Origin of the sequence: Pseudomonas sp. CK-NBRI-02 (assembly GCF_008124495.1) — a bacterium.
GTDB classification, from domain to species: Bacteria; Pseudomonadota; Gammaproteobacteria; order Pseudomonadales; family Pseudomonadaceae; genus Aquipseudomonas; species Aquipseudomonas guariconensis.
Genome location: NZ_VSJH01000031.1, coordinates 12,221 through 35,556, shown reverse-complemented (window position 1 = coordinate 35,556; position 23,336 = coordinate 12,221). Strand labels below are relative to the sequence as shown.

The following is a 23,336-nucleotide window of genomic DNA, read 5'->3' as shown; positions in this document are numbered from 1 at the left end:
CCGCCGGCCCAGCCCGGCGCCCCCCTTCCGAGGAGCACGCAATGAGCCTACCCAATCCCGCCGACCTGATCCGGCAGATGGCCGTCGACCTTCGCGCCCACCTGGCCCGTCGCACTATCACCGAGCCGCGCTTCATCGGCATCCGCACCGGCGGCGTATGGGTAGCCCAGGCCCTGCAGCAGGAGCTGGGCGACAGCAGCCCGCTGGGCACCCTGGACGTGTCCTTCTACCGCGACGACTTCAGCCAGAACGGCCTGCACCCGCAAGTGCGTCCGTCCGAGCTGCCCTTCGAAATCGAAGGCCAGCACCTGGTGCTGGTGGACGACGTGCTGATGAGCGGTCGCACCATCCGCGCCGCGCTCAATGAACTGTTCGATTATGGCCGCCCGGCCAGCGTCACCCTGGTCTGCCTGCTGGACCTGGACGCCGGCGAATTGCCGATCCGCCCGAACGTGCTGGGCGCCACCTTGCAACTGGCGCCCACTGAACGGGTAAAATTGACCGGACCGGCACCGCTCGTCCTCGAGCGCCAGGACCTCGCCACCGCTTCCGCCCTTTAAGAGTCCCTCGCGATGACGCCATTCGACGCCAAGCGCCCGCTGCAGCTCAATGACCAGGGCCAGCTGCGCCACTTTCTCTCGCTCGACGGTTTGCCCCGCGAACTGCTGACCGAGATCCTCGACACCGCCGACTCCTTCCTGGAAGTCGGCGCCCGGGCCGTGAAAAAAGTCCCGTTGCTGCGCGGCAAGACCGTCTGCAACGTGTTCTTCGAAAACTCCACCCGTACCCGCACCACCTTCGAGCTGGCCGCCCAGCGCCTGTCGGCGGACGTGATCAGCCTGAACGTGTCGACCTCCTCGACCAGCAAGGGCGAGACCTTGTTCGACACACTGCGTAACCTCGAAGCCATGGCCGCCGACATGTTCGTCGTGCGCCACTCCGACTCGGGCGCCGCCCACTTCATCGCCGAGCATGTCTGCCCGGAAGTCGCCGTGATCAACGGCGGTGACGGCCGCCATGCGCACCCGACCCAGGGCATGCTCGACATGCTGACCATCCGTCGCCACAAAGGCAGCTTCGAGAACCTCTCGGTGGCCATCGTCGGCGACATCCTGCACTCGCGCGTGGCCCGCTCCGACATGCTGGCGCTCAAGGCCCTCGGTTGCCCCGACATCCGCGTGGTCGGCCCCAAGACTCTGATCCCGGTGGGTATCGAGCAGTACGGAGTGAAGGTCTACACCGACCTGGCCCAGGGCCTGAAAGATGTCGACGTGGTGATCATGCTGCGCCTGCAGCGCGAACGCATGGCCGGCGGCCTGCTGCCCAGCGAGGGCGAGTTCTACCGCCTGTTCGGCCTGACCACCGCACGCCTGGCCGGCGCCAAGCCCGATGCCATCGTCATGCACCCCGGTCCGATCAACCGTGGGGTGGAGATCGAGTCGGCGGTAGCCGACGGTCAGCACTCGGTGATCCTCAACCAGGTGACCTACGGCATCGCCGTGCGCATGGCCGTGCTGTCCATGGCCATGAGCGGCCAGACCGCGCAACGTCAATTCGACCAGGAGAACGCCCAGTGACCATCAGCATTATCGGCGCCCGGGTCATCGATCCTGCCAGCGGCCTGGACACCATCACTGACCTGCACCTCGACGGCGGTCGCATCGCGGCCATCGGTGCAGCACCCGCCGGCTTCACTGCCAACCGCACGATCCAGGCCGACGGCCTGGTGGCAGCCCCGGGCCTGGTCGACCTCGGCGTCTCCCTGCGCGAGCCGGGATACAGCCGCAAGGGCAACATCGCCAGCGAGACCCGCGCTGCGGTCGCCGGTGGTGTCACCAGTTTGTGCTGCCCGCCGCAGACCAAACCGGTGCTGGACACCTCGGCCGTGGCCGAACTGATCCTCGACCGCGCCCGTGAAGCGGCCAACAGCAAGGTCTACCCGATCGGCGCCTTGACCAAGGGCCTGGAAGGCGAGCAACTGGCCGAGCTGGTCGCCTTGCGCGACACCGGCTGCGTGGCCTTCGGCAACGGCCTGAAGGAAATCCCGAACAACCGCACCCTGGCCCGCGCGCTGGAATATGCCGCCACCTTCGACCTGACCGTGGTTTTCCACTCCCAGGACCGCGACCTGGCCCAGGGCGGCCTGGCCCACGAAGGCCCGATGGCGAGCTTCCTCGGCCTGCCGGGCATCCCCGAGACTGCCGAGACCGTGGCCCTGGCGCGAAACCTACTGCTGGTCGAACAAACTGGCGTACGCGCGCACTTCAGCCAGATCACCAGCGCCCGCGGTGCACGACTGATCGCCCAGGCCCAGCAGCTTGGCCTGCCGGTCACCGCCGATGTGGCGCTGTACCAGCTGATTCTCACCGACGAGGCGCTGCGCGACTTCTCCAGCCTTTATCACGTGCAACCGCCGCTGCGCACCGCCGCCGACCGCGATGGGCTGCGCGAGGCGGTCAAATCGGGTGTGATCCAGGCGATCTCCAGCCACCACCAACCCCACGAGCGTGACGCCAAACTGGCACCGTTCGGTGCCACGGAGCCTGGGATCAGCAGCGTCGAGCTGCTGCTGCCATTGGCCATGACGCTGGTCGAAGACGGCCTGCTCGACCTGCCGACCTTGCTGGCCCGCCTGAGCAGCGGCCCGGCGGCGGCCATGCGTCTGCCGGCCGGCGAGCTCAAGGTCGGCGCAGCGGCGGACCTGGTGCTGTTCGACCCGAACGCTTCCACGGTCGCGGGCGAGCAATGGTTCTCGCGCGGCGAGAACTGCCCGTTCATCGGCCACTGCCTGCCGGGCGCGGTGCGTTATACCTTGGTCGACGGGCACGTCTGCCACGAGGCCTGAGCGAATCCATTTCGCGGGTAAGCCCGCCTCCACAGGGATCCTAGCGCCTGTGCGAGCGGGCTTACCCGCGAATGGGCAACACCGATGGCCCTGCCCGGCACGACCATTCATCCCCCCCGGTTGAAATCCTTCCCCCCACCCCCATATGAGTCTGCAACAGGCATTTTCGCCCCGCTGCGTGGAGACTCTCCCTTGACTACCATCGTTTCAGTCCGCCGCCACGGCAAAGTCGTCATGGGCGGCGACGGCCAGGTTTCCCTCGGCAATACCGTGATGAAAGGCAACGCGAAGAAAGTCCGTCGCCTGTACCACGGCCAGGTCATCGCCGGCTTCGCCGGTGCCACCGCCGATGCCTTCACCTTGTTCGAGCGTTTTGAAGGCCAGCTGGAAAAACACCAAGGCCACCTGATCCGTGCCGCCGTCGAACTGGCCAAGGAGTGGCGCACCGACCGTTCCCTGAGCCGCCTGGAAGCCATGCTCGCCGTGGCCAACAAGGATGCCTCCCTGATCATCACCGGCAACGGTGACGTGGTCGAGCCCGAAGACGGCTTGATCGCCATGGGTTCCGGCGGTGCCTACGCCCAGGCCGCTGCGCGCGCCCTGCTGAACAAGACCGACCTCTCGGCTCGCGAGATCGCCGAGACCGCCTTGAACATCGCCGGTGACATCTGCGTGTTCACCAACCACAACCTGACCATCGAGGAGCAGGACCTGGCCGAGTGATCAGCTGTTTTGGCGCCCGGTCCCGGTGACAGGGCTTTTCCACGCTGACCCACTCTGATCAAGGACCATTTTCATCATGTCCATGACCCCCCGCGAGATCGTTCACGAACTCAACCGCCACATCATCGGCCAGGACGACGCCAAGCGCGCCGTGGCCATTGCCCTGCGCAACCGCTGGCGCCGCATGCAGCTGCCGGCCGAGCTGCGCGCAGAAGTCACCCCCAAGAACATCCTGATGATCGGCCCAACCGGCGTGGGCAAGACCGAGATCGCCCGTCGCCTGGCCAAACTGGCCAACGCGCCATTCCTCAAGGTCGAAGCCACCAAGTTCACCGAAGTGGGCTATGTCGGCCGTGACGTCGAATCGATCATCCGCGACCTGGCCGATGCCGCGCTGAAGATGCTCCGCGAGCAGGAGATCATCCGCGTGCGCCACCGCGCCGAGGACGCTGCCGAGGACCGCATCCTCGACGCCCTGCTGCCCCAGGCCCGGGTCAGCAGCTTCGCCGAGGAAGCCTCCCAGTCGAGCAGCGACTCCAACACCCGCCAGCTGTTCCGCAAGCGCCTGCGCGAAGGCCAGCTGGACGACAAGGAAATCGAGATCGAAGTGGCCGAGTCCATGGGTGTCGAGATCGCCGCGCCACCCGGCATGGAAGAAATGACCAACCAGCTGCAAAGCCTGTTCGCCAACATGGGCAAGGGCAAGCGCAAGGCGCGCAAGCTCAAGGTCAAGGAAGCGCTCAAGATGGTACGTGACGAGGAAGCCAGCCGCCTGGTCAACGAGGAAGAGCTCAAGGCCAAGGCCTTGGAAGCGGTCGAGCAGCACGGCATCGTGTTCATCGACGAAATCGACAAAGTGGCCAAGCGCGGCAACGTCGGCGGCGCCGATGTCTCCCGCGAAGGCGTGCAGCGCGACCTGCTGCCGCTGATCGAAGGTTGCACCGTCAACACCAAGCTGGGCATGGTCAAGACCGACCATATCCTGTTCATCGCCTCCGGCGCGTTCCACCTGAGCAAGCCAAGCGACCTGGTACCTGAGCTGCAAGGCCGTCTGCCGATCCGCGTTGAGCTCAAGGCGCTGACCCCGGAAGACTTCGAGCGCATCCTGCAAGAGCCGCACGCCTCGCTCACTGAGCAATACCGCGAGCTGCTCAAGACCGAAGGCCTGAACATCGAGTTCGCCGCCGACGGCATCAAGCGCTTGGCCGAGATCGCCTATCAGGTCAACGAAAAGACCGAGAACATCGGCGCCCGCCGCCTGCACACCCTGCTCGAGCGCCTGCTCGAAGAGGTGTCGTTCAGCGCGGGCGACCTGGCCAGCGCCCATGACGAAGCGCCGATCCGCATCGACGCGTCCTACGTGAACAGCCACCTCGGTGAGCTGGCGCAGAACGAAGACCTGTCGCGCTACATCCTGTAAGCCCAGCGTCGCCTTCTTCACGGGTAACCCGCTCCACAAGGATTGCAGTGACCTTGTGGGAGCGGGTTCACCCGCGAATGGGCCCTTGAATCCCTCCACAAGAAGCTGGAAGCTTGCCTTATCAGCTCCCGAGAGATTCCCCCATGGCCCGCCTGCCCACCGCCATCAACCTGCACAAAGCCTCCAAGACCCTCAGCCTCACTTACGCCCCCGGCGAGGTCTATCACCTGCCCGCCGAATTCCTGCGGGTGCACTCCCCCTCCGCCGAGGTCCAGGGCCACGGCAATCCCATCCTGCAGTTCGGCAAGATCAACGTCGGCCTTACGGGCCTGGAACCTGCCGGGCAATACGCCCTGAAACTGATCTTCGATGACGGCCACGACAGCGGCCTGTTCACCTGGGAGTACCTCGAGCAGTTGTGCCTACGCCAGGAGCAGCTGTGGACCGAGTACCTCGATGAGTTGCACAAAGCCGGCAAATCCCGCGACCCGGCCGAATCCGTCGTCAAACTCATGCTCTAGTGCAAGACTTCCACGCTTTAGAGCGCGTTTTCTAATCTCATCTGTTTGAATGCCCTACAGACAGCTCATGCACGAGCTGTCTTGCGCATTACATGAAAGTCGGGTAACCAATGGAGCTGGCAAGTTCCCTGCATCGTCGAACGCGCGGGCAGGGTCGGGCCGGTATGTAGAGGTCGCGAGCGAAAGCAGGCTGTCTTCACACGCAGAAAATCCCGCAGCTCATCGCCTGACGCATCCGGTCGCAGCACCGCTGTTTCTTATCACTGGTCACCCGAGCAGCAGTACCGGGCAATCGTCTGTGTACCCGCCACAGCCAACCGGTACTCGTCTCAGGACAACGGAGCGTCGTAGATGAGTAACAAGAACAACGATGAGTTGCAGCGGCAGGCCTCGGAGAACACCCTGGGCCTGAACCCGGTCATCGGCATTCGTCGCAAGGATCTGCTGACATCGGCGCGCACCGTCTTGCGCCAGGCCGTTCGCCAGCCGCTGCACAGCGCCAAGCACGTGGCGCACTTTGGCCTGGAACTCAAGAACGTGCTGCTGGGCAAGTCCAGCCTGCAGCCCAGTGGCGATGACCGCCGCTTCAATGACCCGGCCTGGAGCCAGAACCCACTGTATCGCCGCTATCTGCAGACCTACCTGGCCTGGCGCAAGGAGCTGCAGGACTGGATCGGCAACAGCGACCTCTCCCCTCAGGATGTCAGCCGCGGGCAGTTCGTCATCAACCTGATGACCGAGGCCATGGCCCCGACCAATACCCTGGCCAACCCGGCAGCGGTCAAGCGCTTCTTCGAGACCGGCGGCAAGAGCCTGCTCGATGGCCTGTCCAACCTGGCGAAGGACCTGGTCAACAACGGTGGCATGCCCAGCCAGGTGAACATGGACGCCTTCGAAGTGGGCAAGAACCTGGGCACCAGCGAAGGGGCCGTTGTGTATCGCAACGACGTGTTGGAGCTGATCCAGTACAGCCCCATCACCGAACAGGTGCACGCCCGTCCGCTGCTGATCGTGCCGCCACAGATCAACAAGTTCTATGTCTTCGACCTGAGCCCGGAAAAAAGCCTGGCGCGCTTTTGCCTGCGCTCGAACCAGCAAACCTTCATCATCAGTTGGCGCAACCCCACCAAGGCTCAGCGCGAATGGGGCCTGTCGACCTACATCGATGCACTCAAGGAAGCCGTGGACGCGGTGCTGTCGATCACCGGCAGCAAGGACCTGAACATGCTCGGCGCCTGCTCCGGCGGCATCACCTGCACCGCGCTGGTCGGCCACTACGCGGCGCTGGGCGAGAACAAAGTCAACGCTCTGACCCTGCTGGTCAGTGTGTTGGACACCACCATGGACACCCAGGTCGCGCTGTTCGTCGACGAGCAGACCCTCGAAGCCGCCAAGCGCCACTCCTACCAGGCCGGCGTGCTCGAAGGCAGCGACATGGCCAAGGTGTTCGCCTGGATGCGCCCGAACGACCTGATCTGGAACTACTGGGTCAACAACTACCTGCTCGGCAACGAGCCGCCGATTTTCGACATCCTGTTCTGGAACAACGACACCACGCGCCTGCCCGCCGCCTTCCACGGCGACCTGATCGAGATGTTCAAGAACAACCCGCTGACCCGCGCCGACGCCCTGGAAGTGTGCGGTACCGCCATCGACCTGAAGAAGGTCCACTGCGACATCTACAGCGTCGCCGGCACTGCCGACCACATCACCCCGTGGCAGTCCTGCTACCGCTCGGCGCACCTGTTCGGCGGCAAGATCGAGTTCGTGCTGTCCAACAGCGGGCATATCCAGAGCATCCTCAACCCGCCCGGCAATCCCAAGGCGCGCTTCATGACCGGTGAAGACCGCCCGGACGATCCCGTGGCCTGGCAGGAAAACGCGATCAAGCACGCCGACTCCTGGTGGCTACACTGGCAAGCCTGGCTGGGTGAACGCGCAGGTGAGCTGAAAAAGGCGCCGACCCGCCTGGGCAATCGCGCCTACACCGCAGGCGAAGCCGCACCGGGGACGTACGTCCACGAACGATGAGACCTGTCGCCATGGCCGCTTGGTCGCGTCATGGCGTCTTTTTGACCTAGAGTTCCGTGCATGCCGCAACCCTACATATTCAGGACAGTCGAGCTGGACAACCAGTCCATCCGCACCGCGGTCCGCCCCGGCAAGCCGCATCTGACGCCTTTGTTGATCTTCAATGGCATCGGCGCCAACCTGGAGCTGGTGTTCCCGTTCATCGAGGCGCTGGACCCGGACATCGAGGTCATCGCCTTCGATGTGCCGGGTGTCGGCGGCTCGTCCACGCCCAGCCGCCCTTACCGCTTCCCAGGCCTGGCCAAGCTGACTGCGCGCATGCTCGACTACCTCGACTATGGCCAGGTCAATGTCATCGGCGTGTCCTGGGGCGGCGCCCTGGCCCAGCAGTTCGCCCACGATTACCCCGAGCGCTGCAAGAAGCTGATCCTCGCCGCGACCGCTGCTGGGGCCTTCATGGTGCCGGGCAAGCCCAAGGTGCTGATGATGATGGCCAGCCCCCGGCGCTATGTGCAGCCCTCCCATGTGATCCGCATCGCGCCGTTGATCTATGGCGGTGGTTTTCGCCGCGACCCCGACCTGGCCCTGCACCACGCGGCCAAGGTGCGCTCGGGCGGCAAGACCGGTTATTACTGGCAACTGTTCGCTGGCCTTGGCTGGACCAGTATCCACTGGCTGCACAAGCTCCAGCAGCCGACACTGGTACTGGCCGGCGACGATGACCCGTTGATTCCGCTGATCAACATGCGTCTGCTGGCCTGGCGTATTCCCAACGCACAGCTGCACATCATCGACGACGGGCATTTGTTCCTGATTACCCGGGCCGAAGCCGTGGCGCCGATCATCATGAAATTCCTTCAGCAGGAGCGCCAGCGCGCGGTCATGCATCCTCGCCCGGCCCCTGGCCCTGGCGGCTGAACCCTGCCCCACCGGTGGTGATGGTTACGCGAGACGAACGTGGATGAGGCCTTACGACGGAGTGTGGGATGACAGATAAACCGGTAAAAGGGACGACACCGGTCCCCGCCACGAGCATCAATGTACAGAACGCGATCACCGGCCTGCGCGGGCGCGATCTGTTCTCGACACTGCGCAATGTCGGCCGTCTTGGCCTGCGCAACCCCTTGCACACCGCCCATCATCTGCTTGCCCTGGGCGGTCAACTGACCCGGGTGATGCTCGGCGACAGCCCGCACCAGCCCCACCCGCGCGACAACCGCTTCAGCGACCCGACCTGGAGCCAGAACCCTTTCTACCGTCGCGGGCTGCAGGCCTACCTGGCCTGGCAGAAACAAACTCGCCAATGGATCGAGGAAAGTACGCTGGACGACGATGACCGCGCTCGTGTCCACTTTCTGTTCAACCTGCTCAACGATGCCCTGGCTCCGAGCAACTCGCTGCTCAACCCTCTGGCGGTCAAGGAAATCTTCAACACCGGCGGCCTGAGCCTGGTCCGCGGCGTGGCCCACCTGCTCGACGACCTGCGTCATAACGACGGCCTGCCGCGCCAGGTGGACGAGCGCGCTTTCGAGGTGGGCGTGAATCTCGCCGCCACCCCTGGCGCCGTGGTGTTTCGCAATGAGCTGCTGGAGCTGATCCAGTACAAGCCGATGAGCGAAAAACAGTACGCCCGACCGCTGATGGTCATTCCGCCGCAGATCAACAAGTACTACATCTTCGACCTTGGGCCGACCAACAGCTTCGTGCAGTACATGCTCAAGAACGGCCTGCAGGTGTTCATGGTCAGTTGGCGCAACCCCGATCCACGCCATCGCGAATGGGGGTTGTCCAGCTACGTGGAAGCGCTGGAAGAGGCCCTCGTCGCCTGCCGCAGCATCAGCGGCAGCCGCGACCCCAACCTGATGGGCGCCTGCGCCGGTGGCCTGACCATGGCCGCCCTGCAGGGCCACTTGCAGGCCAAGGGCCAATTGCGCCGGGTACGCAGCGCCACCTACCTGGTCAGCCTGCTGGACAGCCAATTCGACAGCCCGGCGAGCCTGTTCGCCGACGAGCAGACCATCGAGGCGTCCAAGCGCCGCTCGTACCAGCGCGGTGTGCTCGATGGCGGCGAGGTGGCGCGGATCTTCGCGTGGATGCGGCCCAACGACCTGATCTGGAACTACTGGATCAACAATTACCTGCTGGGCAGGACACCACCGGCTTTCGACATCCTTTACTGGAACGCCGACAACACGCGTTTGCCCGCGGCGTTTCATGGCGAGCTGCTGGACTTCTTCAAGCTCAACCCCTTGACCTACCCGAACGGCATGCAGGTGTGCGGGACACCGATCGACCTGAGCCAGGTCACCCTGGACAGCTTCACCGTTGCCGGCAACAACGATCACATCACCCCGTGGGACGCGGTGTACCGCTCGGCCTTGCTGCTCGGTGGCAAACGCCGTTTCGTGCTGGCCAACAGCGGCCATATCCAGAGCATCATCAACCCGCCTGGCAACCCGAAGGCGCATTTCCTGGAGAACCCCACGCTGTCGAGCGACCCACGTGCCTGGGTGCACGACGCCACACGCCACGAAGGCAGCTGGTGGCCCCAATGGCTGGAGTGGATCGGCCAGCGCTCCGGGCGCCTGAAAGCCCCCGCGACCGAGCTGGGCAACGCCAGCTATCCACCGCTGGGCCCGGCTCCGGGCAGCTATGTCAGGGCACGCTGACACGATGAAGACCCGCGACCGTATCCTCGAATGCGCCTTGCACTTGTTCAATCGCCAGGGCGAACCCAACGTCTCGACCTTGGAGATCGCCAACGAATTGGGCATCAGCCCGGGCAACCTCTATTACCACTTTCATGGCAAGGAGCCGTTGGTGCTGGGGCTCTTCGAGCGCTTCGAGGAAGCGCTCATGCCGCTGCTGGACCCACCCCTGGGCGTGCGCCTGGACGCCGAGGATTATTGGTTGTTCCTGCACCTGATCGTCGAGCACATGGCCCAGTACCGTTTTCTGTTCCAAGACCTGTCGAACCTGACCGGACGCCTGCCGAAGCTGGCCCGCGGCATGCGCAGCCTGATCAATGCGCTCAAGCGCACACTGGCGGCCCTGCTCGCCAGCCTCAAGAGCCAAGGCCTTGTGAGCAGCGACACGCAAGCGCTGGGGCAACTGGTGGAGCAGATCACCCTGACCCTGATGTTTTCGCTCGATTACCAGCGGGTGCTTGGGCGTGAAGGGGACGTGGGCATCGTGGTGTATCAAGTGATGATGCTGGTGGCGCCACATCTGGTAGGCCCTGCACGCGGGGCTGCCGAACAGCTGGCGGGGAGATACCTGGAGGGGTAAGGCGCACGCGATGCGTTGCCTGGCCTGACGCATTCGGGGGTAAACCCACTCCCACAAGGTTCGACGCTGAACCTGTGGGAGCGGGTTTACCCGCGAAAGGGGCGACGCGGTATTAGGCCTGGGTAGCGGCGTTCACCGGTGCCGATGGCGTGCTGCTGGCCGGCGCAGCGGCGGGTGCCGGAGCGGCGGTTGCAGCGGGGGCGGCGCTGGCGGCCGGCACGGCTGGCTTGGCTGCCGCGGGCTTGACGGGTGCTTTTTTCGCCGCGGGCTTCTTCGCCGCAGCGGGTTTGGCCGCAGGTTTGGCGGCAGTCGCCTTGGCAGCCGGTTTTGCCGCAGCGCTCTTCGTCGCAGGCTTGGCAGCCGCCTTGGCTACAGGCTTCGCAGCCGGCTTGGCGGCCGGTTTCGCCGCAGCCGTCTTCGCCGCAGGCTTGGCAGCCGCTTTCGCCAGAGGCTTGGCGGCGGTCTTGCTGGCAGCAGCCTTGGACACTGGCGTCACCGAAGCACCGGTGAGTTTCTCGATCTGCTTGGTGAGGCTATCGACCTGCTGGTGCAGGGCCTTGATCTCGTTGCGGCTTGGTACGCCCAGGCGCGAGATGGCGCTATTGAGGCGCTTGTCGAAGGCTTCTTCCAGCTCGCTCCACTTGCCCAACGCGCGCTCTTTCACATCGGAGACACGAGAGGATGTGGACGACTTGGCGCTTTGCTTCACGTCATCGACATTCTTCTTGGCTTGTTTTTCGGCCTTTTCACCATCCTTGACCAGCGACTCGAACAGCTTCGGGCCGTCCTGGTCGATCTTGGAATAGATACCCAGGCCAGCCAGCCAGATCTTGCGGGAGTACTTCTCGATCCCGCCGACCCAGGAGCTGCCTTCTTTCTCGGTGTTCTTCTTGCCAGCCATCCTGCTCTCCTTATGGTTTGCGCGCGACACGCTCGAGCAACTCGGTCAGCTGTTCGAGTTTGATGGACAACGCTTCAACGTCATGTTTAGACGGTATGCCGAGGCGATTCAAGGCGCGGGCGACCCGTGCATCGAAAGCTTTCTCGATCTTGTCGAGTTGAATCTCGACCTTGCCCCGAACACGGCTTACCTGCACGGTCGCTTCGTCGATCTGGTTGTTGGCGGCGTCGAGCTGTTGGTCGACGCGTTTCTTGCCACGCTTCTCGACGCCTTCGCCGGCCTTGACCAACTCCTTGAAGTAGTCCGAGCCTTCCTGGCCGACACGGGCATAGGCACCCAGGCCCGCCAGCCAGATCTTGCGCGCGTAGCCGCGCACCTCGCCCAAGGTGCTGCCTGGGGCGTCGTCTTTTTTCTTCAGGTTCACTTTGGCCATGCTCTGCACCTCACTCGCTTGAGGGAATGGAGGAACTGCCCATGGAACGCGGGCTTGAGCATAAGGTAGGGCGGAAAATTAGAATCCTCACCCTAAGAGCGCAGCTGCAAGAGAAAGCAAAATCCCGCCGTACGCGATTCTGCTTTTTCTTGCAGCTTGGTACTCGGAGGGCCGTCAGGCCAGGGCCTTGTCCAGCGCTCGCTCGATCTCGCCCTTGATGGTGCCGCTCATCATCGACAGCATCATCCCAAGCTTGAGCTCCACGCGGATGGTGTCCTCGCCGATATGCACGCTGCCATTGGCACCGCTGCGCGACACATCGACGCGGTCGCCCTGCCAGCTTGCCTTGAGGTCGTACTCGCGGGTCAGCCGGTCCACCAGCACCTCGGCCTTGGCGCGGGCGGCCTCGCGGCCGAGGGAGTGTTTGCGTTCAACGCTGATCTGGGTCATGCGGGCAATCCTGGATATCAACACAATGACGCCATTATGCCCGCGCCCATTCCACGGAGCACCCCGCCAAGACAAATCCGCCCGTTGCCCCTAGAATGGCCGTAATTTTTTTCGGTGAAGCGATATGAACGACCAGCGCAAAGGCGACCACGCCGAACCCACCACCCACTTCGGCTACCAAAACGTACCCGAGAGCCAGAAAGCGAAGAAAGTCGCCGAGGTTTTCCACTCGGTAGCCGCCAAGTACGACCTGATGAACGATGTGCTTTCCGGGGGCATGCACCGCCTGTGGAAGCGCTTCACCATCGAGCTGTCGGGCGTGCGCAGCGGCAACCGGGTGCTGGACATCGCCGGTGGCACGGGCGATCTGGCCGCCAAGTTTTCGCGCCTGGTAGGCCCCACCGGCCAAGTGGTGCTCGCCGACATCAACGAGTCGATGCTCAAGGTCGGCCGTGACCGCCTGCTCGACCGTGGCGTGGCCGGCAATATTGAGTTCGTCCAGGCCGACGCCGAGAAGCTGCCTTTCCCGGACAACCACTTCGACTGTGTGACCATCGCCTTCGGCCTGCGCAACGTCACCCACAAGGACGAAGCCATCCGCTCGATGCTGCGCGTCCTCAAGCCCGGCGGTCGCCTGCTGGTGCTGGAGTTCTCCAAACCCACCAACAAGCTCATGTCCAAGGCCTACGACGCCTACTCGTTCGCCTTCATGCCACTGGCCGGCAAGCTGATCACCAACGACTCGGAAAGCTACCGCTACCTGGCCGAATCGATCCGCATGCACCCCGACCAGGAAACCCTCAAGGCCATGATGGTCGAGGCCGGCTTCGACCGCGTCACCTACCACAACATGACCAGCGGCATCGTTGCCGTGCACCGGGGAATCAAACCCTGATGCTCCTGGCCGGCCTGCTCGCCAGCGTCGAGCATGGGCTCAACCGGGTCCTGCGCATGGACAGCACGGCCTTGCCGCGCCTGGCTGCGCTCGAAGGCAAGGTGATCGAGATCGACTGCCGCCAGCCGGCCTTGCAGCTGTACATCCTGCCCGATGAACAAGGCCTGATGCTCGCTGCTCACTGGGAAGGCGAGGTCGATTGCAGCCTGCGCGCGCCGGCCGGCAGCCTCGCCCAACTGGCCTTCGCCAAGGACAAGACCGCCGTGCTGCACAGCCCTCAGGTCGAATTGCATGGCGACAGCGCCGTGCTGCTGGACCTGGTCGGTGTGCTCCAGGACCTGGAACTGGACTGGGAATACGAGCTGTCGCGCTGGCTGGGGCCGGTCGCCACTGCACTGCTCGCCGGGCATATCCGCCTGCGCGCCCGCTGGACCCGCCAGGGCCTTTCACGCTTCAGCCAGAACCTCTCCGAGTACCTGGCCGAAGAGTCCCGCACCCTGGTCGGCCGGCGCGAAGCCGAAGCGGCCTTCAGTGAGCTCGATGCCCTGAAGGTCGACGTTGAACGCCTCGAGGCGCGCCTGCGCCGCCTCGCCCGATCCCTTGATACCAGCGATAACGCATGAAGCTGCTCGCCGTCCGCCGTCTGTTGCGCATCCAGCGCGTCGTGATCCGCTACCGCCTCGATGACCTGCTGTTCGACCTTCCCCTGCCCTGGTGGCTGATGAGCCTGCGCGCCTTGCTGCCCTGGCGCTGGCTCCCGCGCAAACCGTCCGAGCTCAGCCGCGGTGCACGCCTGCGCATGGCCCTGCAGGACCTGGGGCCGATCTTCATCAAGTTCGGCCAACTGCTGTCCACCCGCCGCGACCTGCTGCCCACCGACATCGCCGATGAGCTGATGCTGCTGCAGGACCGCGTGCCGCCATTCGACCCCAAGCAGGCCGTGGCGCTGATCGAGGAGCAGCTGGGCGCCAAGGTCGGCGAAGTGTTCAGCCGCTTCGACGTCGAGCCCCTGGCCTCGGCGTCGGTGGCCCAGGTGCATGCCGCACGCCTCAAGAGCGGTGAAGAGGTCGTGGTCAAGGTGGTGCGCCCTGGCCTCAAGCCGGTGATCGCCCAGGACCTGGCCTGGCTGTTCCTGATCGCCAAGGGCGCCGAGCGGGTCTCGGCCGACGCCCGACGCCTGCACCCGGTGGAAGTGGTCAGCGACTACGAAAAGACCATCTTCGATGAGCTCGACCTGCTGCGCGAGGCAGCCAACGCCAGCCAGCTGCGCCGCAACTTCGAAGGCTCGGAATTGATGTACGTACCCCAGGTGTATTGGGACTGGTGCCGCCCCAAGGTGCTGGTGATGGAGCGCATCTACGGCGTGCCGGTCACCGACCTGGCGACCCTGGCCGACCAGCGCACTGACATGAAACTGCTCGCCGAGCGTGGTGTGGAGATCTTCTTCACTCAGGTGTTCCGCGACAGTTTCTTCCACGCCGACATGCACCCGGGCAACATCTTCGTCAGCACGGTCAAGCCCTGGAGCCCGCAGTACATCGCCATCGACTGCGGCATCGTCGGCAGCCTCACCTCGGAGGACCAGGATTACCTGGCGCGTAACCTGATCGCCTTCTTCAAGCGCGACTACCGCCGCGTCGCCCAACTGCACATCGATTCGGGGTGGGTACCGGCGCAGACCAAGGTCAATGAGTTCGAGGCGGCTATCCGTACCGTGTGCGAGCCAATCTTCGAGAAACCGCTCAAGGACATCTCCTTCGGTCAGGTACTGATGCGCCTGTTCCAGACGGCCCGACGCTTCAACATGGAAGTCCAGCCGCAGCTGGTCCTGCTGCAGAAGACCTTGCTCAACATCGAAGGCCTGGGCCGCCAGCTTTACCCCGACCTCGACCTGTGGAGCACCGCCAAGCCGTACCTGGAGCGCTGGATGCGTGATCGCATGAGCCCCAAGGCAGTGTTCGGCAACCTGCAAAGCCAGGTAGAGCAACTGCCGCACCTGGCCGACATGACCCGCGACCTGCTCGAGCGTCTGTCGCAGCCGCACCTGAACGATCCGCAACTGCCGGAACGCCGCCGCCAGGGCGACCGCTGGGCTCTACGTCTGCTCGGTGCCGGCCTGCTCGGCGGCGGTGCCACCCTGGCGGCCGGGGCGGCCAGCCTCAGCGCCCCGGCGGCCTGGCCAGCGTGGCTGATGCTGGCGGCCGGGCTCTACCTGATCGTGCGCCAATAGCCAGCCGCGCGGCTGGCTGGCACACTAGCGCAAGGGGCCCGACACAGGCGTGGGTCCGGATTTGGAGTCGACGATGAAAGACTGGCTGGACGAGATCAAGTGGAACAGCGATGGCCTGGTGCCGGCGATCGCCCAGGACCATAAGACCGGACGCGTATTGATGATGGCCTGGATGAACCGCGAATCCCTGGCCCTGACCGCTGCCGAGCAACGCGCCATCTATTGGTCGCGCTCACGTGGCAAACTGTGGCGCAAGGGCGAGGAGTCCGGCCATGTGCAGAAGCTGCACGAAATGCGCCTGGACTGCGACGCCGACGTGATCATCCTGATGGTCGAGCAATTGGGCCATATCGCCTGCCACACCGGCCGCGAAAGCTGCTTCTATCGCGTCTTCGAAGACGGCCAGTGGAAAACCGTCGACCCGGTCCTCAAGGATCCGGATGCCATCTACAGCGCAGGACACTGACATGAGCGACACCCTCAACCGCCTTGCCGAAGTACTCGAGCAACGCAAGCAAGCGGCGCCCGACAGCTCCTACGTGGCCAGCCTGTACCACAAGGGTCTGAACAAGATCCTCGAGAAACTGGGCGAAGAGTCCGTCGAAACCATCATCGCCGCCAAGGATGCCGCCATCAGCAAGGATTACGGCGATGTCATCTACGAAACCGCCGACCTGTGGTTTCATAGCTTGGTGATGCTCAGCGCGCTGGGCCAACACCCACAGGCCGTGCTCGATGAACTGGAGCGCCGCTTCGGGCTCTCCGGGCATGACGAGAAGGCCGCACGCCAGCCTTCCAACTGATGTATTCCCGGGGCGCAGCGCGTCCCTGTGGAGCGGGTTTCCCCGCGAAGAATGCAACGCGGTAGAGAGCACTGGCTTGGCCGGTGTTCGCGGGTGAACCCGCTCCTACAGGGGCCGCGCTGTCAGAAAAATTCGCTGTACCTGTAAATTTCAGGAGTACGAAATGGGTATTTTTGACTGGAAACACTGGATCGTCCTGCTGGTCGTCGTAATCCTGGTCTTTGGCACCAAGAAGCTGAAGAACCTGGGCAGCGACCTGGGCGAATCGATCAAGGGCTTTCGCAAGGCGATGAACGAGGAAGAAAACAAACCGGCCGAGCAGACCCCGCCGCCGGCCCAGCCCGCAGCCCCCGTGCAGAACACCGCCCAGCAGCCCCAGGGCCAGACTATCGAAGGCCAGGCCCAGCCGGTCCAAGAGCCGCAGCGGAAAGACTGACCCATGTTCGGCATCAGCTTCAGCGAGCTGCTGCTCGTCGGTCTGGTCGCCCTGCTGGTGCTCGGTCCCGAGCGCCTGCCTGGTGCCGCGCGTACCGCAGGCCTGTGGATCGGCCGACTCAAGCGCAGCTTCAACGCCATCAAGACGGAAGTCGAGCGCGAGATCGGTGCCGACGAGATCCGCCGCCAACTGCACAATGAGCACATCCTGCAGATGGAGGAACAAGCCAAGCGCATCCTCGATCCGAGCAGGCCAGCCACGCCATCCATCGGCAACAGCGAAACACCGGCGCCATCGACCACCCCTGCCGCTCCCGGCAGCAGCGCCCCGGTATCCCCTGCCGCCCCCACTGAGCCGCCGCAGCCGCCACGAGCCCCATGAGCGATAGACCGGAACACGACCAGCCGATGCCGCTGGTTTCGCACCTGACCGAACTGCGTACCCGCCTGCTGCGCTGCGTAGCCGCCATCTTCCTGATCTTCGCCGGGCTGTTCTCCTTCGCCCAGCAGATCTACACCCTGGTCTCGGCGCCGCTGCGCTCACACTTGCCGGCCAACGCGACGATGATCGCCACAGACGTGGCCTCGCCGTTCCTGACGCCGTTCAAGCTTACGATGATCGTCTCGCTGTTCCTGGCCATCCCGTTCATCCTCCAGCAGATCTGGGGCTTCATTGCACCGGGGCTGTACCGCCATGAAAAGCGCATCGCCATTCCGCTGCTGGTCTCGAGCATCATCCTGTTCTATGCCGGTATGGCGTTCGCCTATTTCCTGGTGTTCCCGCTGATCTTCGGCTTCTTCGCCAGCGCCACGCCCGAGGGCGTGTCGATGATGACGGACATCTCCAGTTACCTGGACTTCGTCATGACCCTGTTCTTCGCCTTCGGCGTCGCCTTCGAGATCCCGGTGGCAGTGGTGCTGCTGGTGTGGATCGGCGTAGTCGATGTGCAGTACCTGAAGAAGATCCGCCCCTACGTCATCATCGGCTGCTTCGTGGTCGGCATGATCCTGACCCCACCGGACATCTTCTCCCAGACCCTGCTCGCCGTGCCCATGTGGATGCTGTTCGAGGTCGGCGTGCTGTGCGGCAGCCTGATCCGCAAGCGCAGCCAGGCCGAAGAAGCGGCCTCGGATGACCACAACGACCAGCCGCCAGCGACCCAACCGTGAACCTGCTGTTACTTGAAGAGGCCGACTTCATCGCGGCCGATCGCGTGGTGCTGGCTGACCGGCGCTTCACTCACATGCAGGAGATCCACGGCGTCGAAGTGGGCGATACCCTGCGCGTCGGTCAGGTCAATGGCTTGATGGGCAAGGCCACGGTGCTGCGCCTGGCAGGGCATGAAGCCGAGCTGCAGGTGGCCTTCGACCAGCCGCCCCCGGCCAAGCTACCGCTGACCCTGGTGCTGGCCGTGCCACGCCCGAAAATGCTTCGTCGCCTGTTCCAAACCGTCGCCACCCTGGGGGTTCCACGGCTGATCCTGGTCAACAGCTACAAGGTCGAGAAGAGCTTCTGGCAAACGCCCTTCCTGAACCCCGAGACGATCCGCGAGAACCTCATCCTGGGCCTGGAGCAGGCCCGTGACACCGTGCTGCCCGAGGTGATCGTCGAGAAGCGCTTCAAGCCGTTCGTCGAAGACCGTCTGCCTGCCATCGCGGCCGGTACGCTTGGCTTGGTCGCTCATCCAGGCCCCTACCCGGCCTGTCCACGCGCCGTGGAGTCGCCTGTGACCCTGGCCATCGGCCCGGAAGGCGGGTGGATCCCCTATGAGGTCGATCTGCTGGGCAAAGCAGGCTTGGCGCCGGTGCAGCTGGGCGATCGTATCCTGCGTGTGGAGACCGCCGTGACGGCATTGCTGTCGCGCATTTTCTGACGAGCGGGTCAAACACCTCCCATCAAGTTTCCCCCCGGCAAGCCGATGGCCTTGGAAGCATGACAAAAATGCGACCAAGCCGACGGGGGAGTGAAGCATGTATCAAGGGTTTGCCCATTTTCTGGGGAACATGAGCGTCAATCGCAAGTTGGGCTTTGGCTTTGGCCTGGTGTTGCTGCTGACCCTGGCGATCACTGCCACAGGTTGGACAGGTATCGACAACGTCACCAACCGCGGCGACAAGCTGGGCAACATTTCGCTGATCTACCAGACCACCCAGGAGCTGCGTATCGCCCGCCTGAACTATACGACCCGTCACGACCAAGCCTCGCTCACCGAGCTGGACAAGACCCTGGACAAGCTCGAGCAGCAAGTGCAGGCGATGCTCGGGCAAATCGAACAACCTGTCGATCACCAGCGCCTAGAGCAGCAGCTGGAAGCTGTGCGCCAGTACCGCCAAGGCTACGAGCAGCTCCAGCAGGCCGACCAGCGCCGCGCGACACAACCTGACAGCGCGCAAACCGCAATCGAACAGGCGCTGCAGCACATGGCCACGCAAGGCAACGTGCTGCTCGAGTCCAGCGCGGCCATGACAGTCTCGCAAACCAAGGTACGCGACGAAGGTACCCGCCAAGCCAAGCGTATGCTGGCCGCCGCCACCGCCCTCGCCCTGTTGCTGGGTCTGCTGGCCGCCTGGACCATCACCCGGCAGATCATCGTGCCGCTGCGCCAGATCCTCGCGGCCGCCGAGCGCGTGGCCAATGGCGACCTCAGCCAGGACGACCAATCGATCGAGCGCCGCGACGAGCTGGGCCAGCTGCAAGCGAGCATGAAACGCATGAACCAAGGCCTGCGGACGCTGATCAGCGGCATCGGTGACGGCGTCACCCAGATCGCCAGCGCGGCCGAGGAGCTGTCGGCGGTGACCGAACAGACTAGCGCCGGGGTCAACAATCAAAAGGTCGAGACCGATCAGGTCGCCACTGCCATGAACCAAATGACCGCCACCGTGCATGAGGTCGCCCGCAGCGCCGAGCAGGCCTCCGAGGCGGCGCTGATGGCCGATCAGCAGGCCCGTGAAGGCGATCGCGTGGTCGGTGAAGCCATCGCCCAGATCGAGCGCCTGGCCAGCGAAGTGGTCAATTCCAGCGAGGCCATGAACCAGCTCAAGGCCGAGAGCGACAAGATCGGCAGCGTGCTGGACGTCATCAAGTCGGTGGCCCAGCAGACCAACCTGTTGGCGCTCAACGCGGCCATCGAGGCCGCTCGTGCAGGTGAAGCCGGTCGTGGTTTCGCCGTGGTCGCAGACGAGGTGCGCAGCCTCGCCCAGCGCACCCAGCAATCGACCGAGGAAATCGAGGAACTGATCGCCAGCCTGCAAAGCGGCACCCAGCGCGTGGCGGGGGTGATGGATGGCAGCCGCGCCCTGACCGACAGCAGCGTCGAATTGACCCGTCGCGCCGGAGGTTCTCTGGAAACCATCACCCGCACCGTCTCGTCGATCCAGGCGATGAACCAGCAGATCGCCACAGCAGCCGAGCAACAGAGCGCCACGGCTGAGGAGATCAACCGCAGCGTGATGAACGTACGTGACATTTCCGACCAGACATCGGCAGCCAGTGAGGAAACCGCGAGCTCCAGCGTCGAACTGGCGCGCCTGGGGACACACCTTCAGGGGCTGGTAGCACGCTTCCGGCTGTAAAACAGCTGCAAGCTGCAAGCACAAGAAAAAGCCGAACGGAGATGAGTTCACCATCTCGGTTCGGCTTTTTTCATGCCGCGTGAAGCTTGCTCCCCGCTCTACAGCACCTGACGCAGGAAGGCCTGGGCGCGCAGGTCTTTGGGAGCCGCGAAGAACTGCTGGGGCGGGGAGTCTTCGAGGAGCTTGCCGTGGTCGAAGAACAGCACGCGGTCGGCCACTTCACGGGCAAAGCCCATTTCGTGGGTCACGCAGACCATGGTCATGCCTTCCTGGGCCAGGGTCTTCATGACATCCAGTACCTCGCCGACCATTTCCGGGTCCAGCGCCGAGGTGGGTTCATCGAACAGCATCACCTTCGGCTCCATCGCCAGGGCTCGGGCGATGGCCACGCGCTGCTGCTGGCCACCGGAAAGGCGCGAAGGGTATTCGTTGGCTTTCTGGGCAATGCCGACCTTCTCCAGCAGCGCGCGCGCCTTGGCTTCGCGCTCGGCTTTGCCACGTTTGCGCACCACCTTCTGGGCCAGGCACAGGTTCTCGAGCACCGTCATGTGCGGGAACAGGTTGAAATGCTGGAACACCATGCCGACTTCGCGGCGGTAGGCGTTGATGTCGGTCTTCGGATCATCCAGCTGCAGGCCGTCGATGGACACATGGCCATCGTCGAAATGCTCCAGGCCGTTCAGGCAACGCAGGAAGGTCGACTTGCCCGAGCCTGACGGCCCAAGCACCACCACCACTTCGCCCTTGGCCACGCGAGTGGAGACGTTGTCCACCGCGCGCACCACCTGGCCACGGGTGTCGAAGACTTTTACCAGATCACGGACTTCAATCACTTTGCGCAAGCCTCCGCTCGAGCCGGCTGGCCATGTGCGACAGCGGCAGGTTGATCAGCAGGTACAGGCCTGCCACGCAGAACCAGATCTCGAAGGTCGAGAACGAGGTGGTGATAGCCTCGCGGCCGCTCTTGGTCAGTTCGGTGATGGCGATCACCGAGACCAGCGAGGTGTCCTTGACCAGGCTGATGAACTGGCCGGCCAGCGGTGGCAGCACGCGCTTGAACGCCTGGGGCAGGATCACGTGACGCATCGACTGGCTGGCGTTCAGGCCCAGCGAGCGTGCCGCTTCGTTCTGCCCCTTGGCGATCGACTGCACACCGGCGCGCACGATCTCGGCTACGTAGGCGCCGGTGAACAACGCCAACGCCGCCACCCCCGCGAACTCCCGGGACAGGTTGAGCACGGTGCCGATAAAGAAGTAGAAAATGAAGATCTGCACCAGCAGCGGTGTGCCGCGTACCAGCTCGACATAGACGGTGGAAAGATCGCGCAGGGTCGGGTTGTTCGACAGCCGGCACAAACCGGCGAACAGGCCGATCACCAAGCCCAAGGCGCCGGACACTACCGAGATCCATAGGGTGGTCCACAGGCCCCAGGTCAAGGGGCCAATGGCCCACTGGCGGGTCACGCCGATCTGGTCGCCCTCGGCGACGTCATCGCCACGGCTCAGCAGCAGGCTGTCCTTGGCGACGGTGACGACCTGCTGACCGCCGCCTTCATCCTTGAGCGTCACGCGGGCGGTGTCGCCCGAGAGGGTGATGTCTTCGACAGAGCCGTTTTCAGCGGCGCGCTGCGCTTCTTCGGCCTGGTAGGCGAAATATTGGGGAACGCGGTTCCAGCGCCACTCGTAGGAAATCATCGAGGTGGCCAGGTAAAGGCTGAACGCCAGCCCCACCAGGACCAGCGCGGTCAACCCGTGCCAGGGCCACTGGGCTTTCTTGTGCTTGATCAATTGGGGTACTCCAGAAAGCGGCAAGCCGCAAGCAACACGCGGCAAGAACAGGCCAAGCGTAGGCTCTGTTTCATCTTGCAGCGTGCAGCTTGCGGCTTGTAGCTACTGCTTATTCCATGTCCTTCAGCCAGTCTTTGTTCTTGAACCACTTGTCGTGAATACGATCGTAGGTCCCGTCGTTCTTGATCTGGTGCAGGAAGTTGTTGATGAAGTTGATGCTGTCGTAGTCGCCCTTCTTCAGACCGAAGGCAAGCGGCTCGTAGGTGAACGGCTCTTCGAGGAACAGCAGCTTGCCGGCACCGGCCTTCTCGACCGCTACCACGTTGTACGGGGCGTCGTAGACGAAAGCATCGGCCTTGCCGTTGACCACGTCCATCACGCCCTCTTGCTCGTTGTCGTAACCGTGATACTTGGCCTTGCTGATGAGTTTCTTGGAAACCATCTCGCCGGTGGTGCCGAGCTTGGAGGTGATGCGGTACTTCTCGTTGTTCAGGTCTTTGTAGGACTTGATCTCGCCCGCGAGTTCCTTGCGGATCAGCAGGGTCTGGCCGACGACGATGAAGGGTTCGCTGAAGTTCAGGCGCAGGTTGCGCTCCTGGGTCAGAGTCATGCCGCTGCCGATCATGTCGAACTTATCGGTCAGCAAGGCTGGGATGATGCCGTCATAGGCGGTGGAGACGGTTTCCAGCTTGACGCCCATGGACTTGGCCATGGCTTTGAGGATGTCCACCTCGAAACCGATGATCTCGCCACGCTTGTTGGTCATTTCGAAGGGCATGTAGGTCGGGTCCATACCGACCCGCAAGGTACCGCGTTTGACGGCGTCTTCGATGGCGCCCGCCTGGGCGGCGGTGACGGCGACCAGTGCGGTGACACCGACCAGCAGTCGCGACAGGTATTTCTTCATCATTACCAAGTCCCCTAGCAAAGTGTTGCGAATTTTATTGTTGGAAAGGTCGATAGACCGATACGCAATATCGAGAGGGATGCTAACGCA

General features: G+C 63.8%; 26 protein-coding genes. 20 read left to right on the top strand and 6 right to left on the bottom strand.

Annotated features, from left to right (window positions below; all coding sequences use genetic code 11):
* Positions 1–41 precede the first annotated feature (41 nt).
* The 10 genes from pyrR to DQ397_RS18410 all read left to right on the top strand — a co-directional run bounded on the left by pyrR (position 42) and on the right by DQ397_RS18410 (position 10,828).
* Complete coding sequence (gene pyrR, locus DQ397_RS18455; protein ID WP_043207188.1) at positions 42–560, top strand: bifunctional pyr operon transcriptional regulator/uracil phosphoribosyltransferase PyrR; 519 nt, start codon at positions 42–44, stop codon at positions 558–560.
* A 12-nt stretch (positions 561–572) separates the two neighbouring features.
* The gene (locus DQ397_RS18450; RefSeq protein WP_043207186.1) at positions 573–1,577 is read left to right on the top strand and encodes an aspartate carbamoyltransferase catalytic subunit; all 1,005 of its coding nucleotides are present in this window, start codon (positions 573–575) and stop codon (positions 1,575–1,577) included.
* Positions 1,574–2,845 (top strand): dihydroorotase, encoded by a 1,272-nt coding sequence (locus DQ397_RS18445; protein ID WP_043207184.1) that lies wholly within the window; start codon positions 1,574–1,576, stop codon positions 2,843–2,845. Before DQ397_RS18450 ends, DQ397_RS18445 begins: the two co-directional genes overlap by 4 nt.
* 192 nt (positions 2,846–3,037) lie before the next feature.
* Entirely contained in the window at positions 3,038–3,568 is a 531-nt protein-coding gene (hslV, locus tag DQ397_RS18440; RefSeq protein WP_043207181.1) for an ATP-dependent protease subunit HslV, read from the top strand.
* 76 nt (positions 3,569–3,644) lie between these two features.
* Positions 3,645–4,988 carry an ATP-dependent protease ATPase subunit HslU gene (gene hslU, locus DQ397_RS18435; protein WP_043207178.1) on the top strand — a complete coding sequence of 448 codons (1,344 nt, stop codon included), beginning with the start codon at positions 3,645–3,647 and terminating at the stop codon, positions 4,986–4,988.
* Positions 4,989–5,131: 143 nt separating this feature from the next.
* Positions 5,132–5,509, top strand: a complete 378-nt coding sequence (locus tag DQ397_RS18430; protein ID WP_043207175.1) for a gamma-butyrobetaine hydroxylase-like domain-containing protein — start codon at positions 5,132–5,134, stop codon at positions 5,507–5,509.
* A 351-nt stretch (positions 5,510–5,860) separates the two neighbouring features.
* Positions 5,861–7,540 carry a class II poly(R)-hydroxyalkanoic acid synthase gene (gene phaC / locus DQ397_RS18425; protein WP_043207173.1) on the top strand — a complete coding sequence of 560 codons (1,680 nt, stop codon included), beginning with the start codon at positions 5,861–5,863 and terminating at the stop codon, positions 7,538–7,540.
* A 60-nt stretch (positions 7,541–7,600) separates the two neighbouring features.
* Positions 7,601–8,458, top strand: a complete 858-nt coding sequence (gene phaZ / locus DQ397_RS18420) for a poly(3-hydroxyalkanoate) depolymerase (protein ID WP_043207169.1) — start codon at positions 7,601–7,603, stop codon at positions 8,456–8,458.
* A gap of 68 nt (positions 8,459–8,526) precedes the next feature.
* On the top strand, positions 8,527–10,209 hold the full coding sequence (gene phaC / locus DQ397_RS18415) for a class II poly(R)-hydroxyalkanoic acid synthase (protein WP_043207167.1): 1,683 nt from the start codon (positions 8,527–8,529) through the stop codon (positions 10,207–10,209).
* A 4-nt stretch (positions 10,210–10,213) separates the two neighbouring features.
* Positions 10,214–10,828, top strand: a complete 615-nt coding sequence (locus DQ397_RS18410) for a TetR/AcrR family transcriptional regulator (protein WP_043207165.1) — start codon at positions 10,214–10,216, stop codon at positions 10,826–10,828.
* A 112-nt stretch (positions 10,829–10,940) separates the two neighbouring features.
* On the opposite strand, the gene DQ397_RS18405 is transcribed toward DQ397_RS18410, so the two are convergent.
* From DQ397_RS18405 to DQ397_RS18395, 3 genes are all read right to left on the bottom strand, one after another.
* Positions 10,941–11,729 carry a phasin family protein gene (locus tag DQ397_RS18405; RefSeq protein ID WP_043207162.1) on the bottom strand — a complete coding sequence of 263 codons (789 nt, stop codon included), beginning with the start codon at positions 11,727–11,729 and terminating at the stop codon, positions 10,941–10,943.
* Positions 11,730–11,739: 10 nt separating this feature from the next.
* Positions 11,740–12,162 carry a phasin family protein gene (locus tag DQ397_RS18400; RefSeq protein WP_043207160.1) on the bottom strand — a complete coding sequence of 141 codons (423 nt, stop codon included), beginning with the start codon at positions 12,160–12,162 and terminating at the stop codon, positions 11,740–11,742.
* Between the two features lie 174 nt (positions 12,163–12,336).
* The gene (locus DQ397_RS18395) at positions 12,337–12,612 is read right to left on the bottom strand and encodes a polyhydroxyalkanoic acid system family protein (protein ID WP_043207157.1); all 276 of its coding nucleotides are present in this window, start codon (positions 12,610–12,612) and stop codon (positions 12,337–12,339) included.
* Positions 12,613–12,736: 124 nt separating this feature from the next.
* Here DQ397_RS18395 and ubiE point away from each other — a divergent pair, with 124 nt between their 5' ends.
* From ubiE to DQ397_RS18340, 10 genes are all read left to right on the top strand, one after another.
* A complete protein-coding gene (gene ubiE / locus DQ397_RS18390) occupies positions 12,737–13,507 on the top strand; it encodes a bifunctional demethylmenaquinone methyltransferase/2-methoxy-6-polyprenyl-1,4-benzoquinol methylase UbiE (RefSeq protein ID WP_043207154.1) in 771 nt (256 codons plus the stop codon).
* Positions 13,507–14,130, top strand: coding sequence for an SCP2 domain-containing protein (locus DQ397_RS18385; protein WP_043207151.1), 624 nt, complete (start codon positions 13,507–13,509; stop codon positions 14,128–14,130). The genes ubiE and DQ397_RS18385 overlap by 1 nt, the downstream gene beginning before the upstream one ends.
* Positions 14,127–15,737, top strand: coding sequence for a ubiquinone biosynthesis regulatory protein kinase UbiB (gene ubiB / locus DQ397_RS18380; RefSeq protein ID WP_043207148.1), 1,611 nt, complete (start codon positions 14,127–14,129; stop codon positions 15,735–15,737). Before DQ397_RS18385 ends, ubiB begins: the two co-directional genes overlap by 4 nt.
* Before the next feature lie 73 nt (positions 15,738–15,810).
* Entirely contained in the window at positions 15,811–16,203 is a 393-nt protein-coding gene (gene hisI / locus DQ397_RS18375; protein WP_027592414.1) for a phosphoribosyl-AMP cyclohydrolase, read from the top strand.
* Between the two features lies 1 nt (position 16,204).
* A complete protein-coding gene (locus DQ397_RS18370) occupies positions 16,205–16,540 on the top strand; it encodes a phosphoribosyl-ATP diphosphatase (protein WP_043207145.1) in 336 nt (111 codons plus the stop codon).
* Between the two features lie 163 nt (positions 16,541–16,703).
* Entirely contained in the window at positions 16,704–16,976 is a 273-nt protein-coding gene (locus DQ397_RS18360; protein WP_043207142.1) for a twin-arginine translocase TatA/TatE family subunit, read from the top strand.
* A 3-nt stretch (positions 16,977–16,979) separates the two neighbouring features.
* The gene (tatB, locus tag DQ397_RS18355; protein WP_043207140.1) at positions 16,980–17,357 is read left to right on the top strand and encodes a Sec-independent protein translocase protein TatB; all 378 of its coding nucleotides are present in this window, start codon (positions 16,980–16,982) and stop codon (positions 17,355–17,357) included.
* The gene (tatC, locus tag DQ397_RS18350; protein WP_043207138.1) at positions 17,354–18,145 is read left to right on the top strand and encodes a twin-arginine translocase subunit TatC; all 792 of its coding nucleotides are present in this window, start codon (positions 17,354–17,356) and stop codon (positions 18,143–18,145) included. Before tatB ends, tatC begins: the two co-directional genes overlap by 4 nt.
* Entirely contained in the window at positions 18,142–18,849 is a 708-nt protein-coding gene (locus DQ397_RS18345; RefSeq protein WP_043207137.1) for a 16S rRNA (uracil(1498)-N(3))-methyltransferase, read from the top strand. The genes tatC and DQ397_RS18345 overlap by 4 nt, the downstream gene beginning before the upstream one ends.
* Before the next feature lie 97 nt (positions 18,850–18,946).
* Positions 18,947–20,551, top strand: coding sequence for a methyl-accepting chemotaxis protein (locus DQ397_RS18340; RefSeq protein WP_043207133.1), 1,605 nt, complete (start codon positions 18,947–18,949; stop codon positions 20,549–20,551).
* A gap of 98 nt (positions 20,552–20,649) precedes the next feature.
* On the opposite strand, the gene DQ397_RS18335 is transcribed toward DQ397_RS18340, so the two are convergent.
* From DQ397_RS18335 to DQ397_RS18325, 3 genes are all read right to left on the bottom strand, one after another.
* Positions 20,650–21,384, bottom strand: coding sequence for an amino acid ABC transporter ATP-binding protein (locus DQ397_RS18335; RefSeq protein WP_043207132.1), 735 nt, complete (start codon positions 21,382–21,384; stop codon positions 20,650–20,652).
* Positions 21,377–22,339, bottom strand: coding sequence for an amino acid ABC transporter permease (locus tag DQ397_RS18330; protein ID WP_043207130.1), 963 nt, complete (start codon positions 22,337–22,339; stop codon positions 21,377–21,379). Before DQ397_RS18330 ends, DQ397_RS18335 begins: the two co-directional genes overlap by 8 nt.
* A gap of 109 nt (positions 22,340–22,448) precedes the next feature.
* A complete protein-coding gene (locus tag DQ397_RS18325) occupies positions 22,449–23,246 on the bottom strand; it encodes a transporter substrate-binding domain-containing protein (protein WP_043207344.1) in 798 nt (265 codons plus the stop codon).
* Positions 23,247–23,336 lie beyond the last annotated feature (90 nt).